Origin of the sequence: Erwinia sp. SLM-02 (assembly GCF_037450285.1) — a bacterium.
In the GTDB taxonomy this organism is placed as follows: Bacteria; Pseudomonadota; Gammaproteobacteria; order Enterobacterales; family Enterobacteriaceae; genus Erwinia.
The window spans coordinates 1-5,398 of sequence record NZ_JAQISN010000010.1 but is presented as its reverse complement, the minus strand read 5'-3'; the positions used below and the strand labels follow the sequence as shown (position 1 = coordinate 5,398).

5 protein-coding genes and 4 tRNA genes are annotated in these 5,398 nt (G+C 49.8%); 7 read left to right on the top strand and 2 right to left on the bottom strand.

From position 1 onward, the window contains the following. The first annotated feature begins 413 nt into the window (after positions 1–413). A complete protein-coding gene (murB, locus tag PGH32_RS24470; RefSeq protein WP_337895395.1) occupies positions 414–1,451 on the top strand; it encodes a UDP-N-acetylmuramate dehydrogenase in 1,038 nt (345 codons plus the stop codon). Further along, positions 1,448–2,410, top strand: a complete 963-nt coding sequence (gene birA / locus PGH32_RS24465) for a bifunctional biotin--[acetyl-CoA-carboxylase] ligase/biotin operon repressor BirA (protein ID WP_314427649.1) — start codon at positions 1,448–1,450, stop codon at positions 2,408–2,410. The genes murB and birA overlap by 4 nt, the downstream gene beginning before the upstream one ends. Positions 2,411–2,491: 81 nt before the next feature. On the opposite strand, the gene coaA is transcribed toward birA, so the two are convergent. After that, positions 2,492–3,442: a type I pantothenate kinase gene (gene coaA / locus PGH32_RS24460; RefSeq protein WP_314427651.1), complete on the bottom strand. Its 951-nt coding sequence runs from the start codon at positions 3,440–3,442 to the stop codon at positions 2,492–2,494. Between the two features lie 202 nt (positions 3,443–3,644). After that, positions 3,645–4,193, bottom strand: a complete 549-nt coding sequence (locus tag PGH32_RS24455) for a GNAT family N-acetyltransferase (protein WP_314427653.1) — start codon at positions 4,191–4,193, stop codon at positions 3,645–3,647. 381 nt (positions 4,194–4,574) lie between these two features. On the opposite strand from PGH32_RS24455, the gene PGH32_RS24450 reads away from it, so the two are divergent. The 5 genes from PGH32_RS24450 to PGH32_RS24430 all read left to right on the top strand — a co-directional run. Next, positions 4,575–4,650: transfer RNA gene (locus PGH32_RS24450), tRNA-Thr, on the top strand. Positions 4,651–4,662: 12 nt separating this feature from the next. Then, positions 4,663–4,747 (top strand) — tRNA-Tyr (locus PGH32_RS24445). Positions 4,748–4,955: 208 nt separating this feature from the next. Beyond that, positions 4,956–5,030, top strand: a tRNA-Gly gene (locus PGH32_RS24440). A 6-nt stretch (positions 5,031–5,036) separates the two neighbouring features. Next, a tRNA-Thr gene (locus PGH32_RS24435) sits at positions 5,037–5,112 on the top strand. A 114-nt stretch (positions 5,113–5,226) separates the two neighbouring features. Beyond that, on the top strand, positions 5,227–5,398 hold a 172-nt coding region (locus PGH32_RS24430), incomplete at its 3' end, for a GTP-binding protein (protein WP_235163334.1).

The following is a 5,398-nucleotide window of genomic DNA, read 5'->3' as shown; positions in this document are numbered from 1 at the left end:
TTGAATGTCGCGAACGCGACACCCGGAGGGCGGCCCACAGGGAAGTGGGCCGTAAACTGCCAGGCATCAAATAAAGCAGAAGGCCACCCTTACGGGTGGCCTTTTTGCGTTTACGCACCTGATAATCCTCGCGGCAGTGTACATTTTAGCGACAAAACATGCTCCCGCACTCTGCACCAAAAATCCCCAGCCAGTTCATGCCTGTCAACCAGGCAGTAAACGTTTCACTATGATCTCTAAGGCAGCCCTCTCAGACGGATCTTTCTACCGTCGTTCATGTATTTTGTAAAATATTATGTTTGCAAACGGGTTGGCAGTGTACGTTTGAATAGCGATTAGCCCCCAGAAAATCCTAAACCCACTTCCTGTCGATCGGTTACACTACAGCTAGTTAAATTCGTAAAGGCCGCCTTATGTCCCGCCAGAAAAACTCACTAAAACCCTGGAACACATTTTCTCTTGAAGCCGCTGCTGCCAACATTACAGTGGCTGAGAACGCAGAGCAGTTGTGCCTGTCATGGCAGCTGAGCCAGCGGCAAAACGAACCCACTCTGCTACTTGGAGAAGGAAGTAATGTTCTGTTTATAGAGGACTTCTCTGGTCAGGTGATCATTAATCGGCTTAAAGGTATAGAGATCCAGGAGCATAATGATGCCTGGTTACTGCATGTTGGTGCGGGTGAAAACTGGCATCAGCTGGTTGAGTTAACGCTTAATGAAGGGGTGCCGGGATTAGAGAATCTGGCATTAATTCCTGGCTGCGCGGGCTCTGCGCCGATCCAGAATATCGGTGCTTATGGTGTCGAACTGGAACAGGTATGCGCGTATGTCGATGTCATTAACCTGGCGGATGGTCACATCCAGCGACTGACGTCAGAACAATGCCTGTTTGGTTACCGGGACAGCATCTTTAAGCATCAATACCGTGATAGTTTTGCGATTGTGGCGCTCGGTTTACGATTGTCCAAAGCCTGGAAACCGGTACTCAGCTATGGCGATCTAAAAGAACTGGATCCACAGACGGTTACTCCACGTCAGATTTTTGACGCGGTATGCCATATGCGCCGTAGCAAGTTGCCGGACCCTCGGGTGACCGGGAATGCGGGCAGCTTCTTTAAAAATCCACTGGTCAGCGCAGAAGCTGCGACGGAACTGCAGAAAAACTATCCCACCATCCCGCTTTACCCGCAGGAAACCGGTGACGTTAAACTGGCAGCAGGCTGGCTGATCGATCGCTGCGAACTTAAAGGATTTAGTCAGGGAGGGGCCGCTGTGCATGAAAAACAGGCTCTGGTACTGATAAACAGTGAGAATGCGACCGGGAAGGATATTGTCGATCTGGCCCGCATTGTACGTCAGCGGGTCGCGGCGAAATTTAATGTCTGGCTTGAACCCGAAGTCCGGTTTATTGCTGCCAATGGCGAGATAAATGCAGTGGAGGCACTCGCATGAAAGATAATACCGTACCCCTGAAGCTGGTTTCTATTCTGGCTAACGGTGAGTTTCATTCCGGCGAGCATCTCGGTGAACAACTGGGGATGAGTCGTGCTGCCATCAATAAGCATATTCAGACGCTTAAAGAATGGGGTATTGATGTTTTTACGGTCACAGGAAAAGGTTACAGCCTGTCTTCATCAATGCAGTTACTTAATGAACAGGAAATCAATGCCCGCCTGGACGATGGGCGCCTGGCCGTCATCCCGGTTATTGATTCAACCAACCAGTACCTGTTTGAACGTATGGACACGCTGCAGTCAGGAGACGCCTGCGTTGCCGAGTATCAACAGGCAGGAAGGGGGCGACGAGGAAGGCAGTGGGTTTCACCCTTCGGAGTGAATCTGTACCTGTCCATGTACTGGCGTCTTGAACAGGGTCCGGCCGCAGCGATGGGGTTGAGCCTGGTCATTGGTATCGTGCTGGCTGAAGCTCTACAGGAACTCGGTGCTGCTGATGTCCGTGTCAAATGGCCTAATGATATTTATCTCGAAGATCGTAAGCTGGCGGGTATTCTGGTCGAACTTACGGGAAAAACCGGTGATGCTGCTCAAATTGTCATTGGTGCCGGTATCAATCTGGGTATGCGCGCCCCGGCGGCCGAAGCGATAAACCAGGGCTGGATAAACCTTCAGGAAGCGGGCGTGAAGGTTGACCGTAACGCTTTATCTGCGAAGATTGTGAACAAGTTGCGTTCTGCGCTGACTGAGTTTGAGCAAGATGGCTTGACGCCGTTTGTGGGGCGCTGGGCCCGACTGGATAATTTTATCGACCGGCCGGTTAAATTACTGATTGGCGATCGGGAAATATTTGGTATTGCGCGAGGTATCGATCAGCAGGGTGGCCTGATCCTTGAACAGGATGGCGTCAGGAAGTCCTGGGTTGGTGGCGAGATTTCATTGAGACCACAAAATTAAAAACCCATCGTGTCGTGGCACCGAAATTAAGCCGGCCATTTAATCGCTGATGAATAAAAAAGGGGCTTGATCGCCCCTTTTTTACTTTCTTAATCTTACCAAATCAACCGCATGGCCAAAGCTTTTGGTCATGATCAGGCTGGCTCGTTCGCGAGTCGGCAATATATTTTCTTTTAAGTTTAAGTGATTAATTTCTTTCCACAACTGAGTCGCGATGCCGACCGCTTCTTCCTCTGGTAGCTGCGCGTAGTGATGGAAATAAGAGTCAGGATCGCTGAATGCACCCTGACGGAATTTCAGGAAACGATTGATATACCAGTGTTCCAGTAAATCTTCAGGCGCATCGACATAAATAGAGAAATCAACAAAATCTGACACGAAAACATGGTGAGGATCGTGCGGATAATCCATGCCGCTTTGCAGTACATTCAGCCCTTCAAGAATAAGGATATCCGGCTGCTGAACGATCTTATCGCCGTCCGGGATCACATCATAAATAAGATGAGAATAGACCGGCGCGGTAACCTGCGTGGCACCCGACTTCAATTCCGAAACGAAATTCACCAGCCGGTGCATATCGTAAGAAAGAGGGAATCCCTTTTTCTTCATCAGGTCACGTTCTTTCAGTACCGAGTTTGGGTGCAGAAATCCATCGGTGGTGATTAACTCGACTCGACGGTGCTCCGGCCAGCGACTAAGCAGAGCCTGCAGCACGCGTGCCGTCGTACTTTTTCCTACTGCAACGCTGCCCGCGATACTGATGATATAAGGCACTTTCTGCCCTTTAGTGCCGAGGAATTTCTCCAGAACGGCCTGGCGCCCCAAATTAGAGCTGATATAAAAATTCAGCAGTCGGGATAGCGGCAGGTAGATCTCGGCAACTTCTTCTAGCGAGAGATCTTCATTAATCCCTTTCAGCTGGGCAATTTCATCCTCAGACAGGGTCATTGGCACTGAATCGCGCAGCGCGGCCCACTGAGTACGGTTGAATTGCAAATAGGGCGTAGTTAACAACGAATCTTTTTTGCTCATATACATGCTTCTGCCAGCAATCGTTTATCCTTCAGTGTGTTAGCCATATTATTTCAACGAGCAAGGCTCGGAGACAGGCCTTAGTACTGAGGGCTAAATCAGAACACAATGGGCAGGAGGTTAACATCAGAAGGGCAGGAATAAGAAGGAAAAAAGATGCACGGCGGGTGCAAACGGAAGCTCACCCGCATTAATGATAACTTTAACTGGCAATCGGGCGCACAACCTGATTAACCCTGAACAGACGCTTGTAATAAATCACGGCTGGGCAGTAATAGCCTTCTGCTAAGCAGGCATAATCAGGAAGTTCCCCGAGGCAGCTGTAACCCTGTGCACGATAAAATGCCTCTGCCGCCGTTCCCGCCAGCGTGTCAAGATAGAGCAGACCGCGCTGCCGGTTCATTGCCTCCTGCTCCAGTGCAGCCAGAAGTCTTTTTCCTGCGCCTTTACGCCTTGCGCGGCTATGAACCAGCAACTGTTGGACCTCAGCGCGATTACGGCCATCCGGACGCGCGCATATTTCCAGCTGTATGCTGGCCACGACGCTCTTCTGGTCGCAGGCTACCCATAAGAGTCTTTCTCCCTTTGCCAGTGCATCGCGCAGGCTATGAAAGTAGCTGGCTGCCTCTTCACGATTTTGGATAGGTTGATAGTCAGTCAGAGCATTATGAGTAACGGCATCCATTAACAATTCGGCTAACTGACTACGATAGACCGGCAGGGTGGCGGCAGTAAGCATCACTATTTTCATGCGAATCCTCCTCTGGGGTATAGGGTCTGGTCAGTCAATGAAAGATAAGCAAAATATGTTCCAGACTGTGAAGCGGCGTTTAGGCGTGATCCATTGACCCTTCACCGCCGCATTTGCACATAAAATGTGCGGGCGCGGCATGCTGGTGCATTCTGTTAGAAAAAATTGCCGATAACTTAAAAAAAGAAACGCTGAAATACGCTGTCACTGGCCCATACGAATGCAGTCGAAAACAGGACGTCTTGCTGTTTAATTGAACGGAATTATGGTGTTTAGCAGCCAATTTGCGAGGTTTTGCACAAATAGTGAGCATAAGAACTTTTATCGCAATATTTTTGTTGCATCATGGGCCAGGTCTTCCTAGAATGCGCACCACTTGATGCCGGCTTAGCTCAGTTGGTAGAGCAACTGACTTGTAATCAGTAGGTCACCAGTTCGATTCCGGTAGCCGGCACCATCAAGTACCCCAGGTGGGGTTCCCGAGCGGCCAAAGGGAGCAGACTGTAAATCTGCCGTCATCGACTTCGAAGGTTCGAATCCTTCCCCCACCACCATTTCGACTCTGAGTTTTGAGTCGAAGCAGAAAACAAGTAATTGTTTATCTGCAAAGATAGCAGCCTCCCAGGGTGTGTTATCAAGATTTCCGACTGAGCTCAAGCACAGTCAAAGTCATCAGGCAAATGCCGGATGATTCGAATGACAGGAAAGCTTTTTCTTGTTGTTCACAAGCTACAGACAGAACAGGTAGCCGAGTTCCAGGATGCGGGCATCGTATAATGGCTATTACCTCAGCCTTCCAAGCTGATGATGCGGGTTCGATTCCCGCTGCCCGCTCCAAGCCGTGCTGATATGGCTCAGTTGGTAGAGCGCACCCTTGGTAAGGGTGAGGTCCCCAGTTCGACTCTGGGTATCAGCACCACTTTCAAAATCTCCCTCCCTGCTTCTTCTCTGTGCATTAAAATTCAACGATTCAGGCAATGCCTGGTTGATGTGGTGATATCACCGATTAATCCGTGTCTTAGAGGGACAAGCGATGTCTAAAGAAAAATTTGAACGTTCCAAACCGCACGTCAACGTTGGTACTATCGGCCACGTTGACCACGGTAAAACTACCCTGACTGCTGCTATCACCACCGTTCTGGCTAAAACCTACGGCGGTTCTGCTCGTGCATTCGACCAGATCGATAACGCACCAGAAGAAAAAG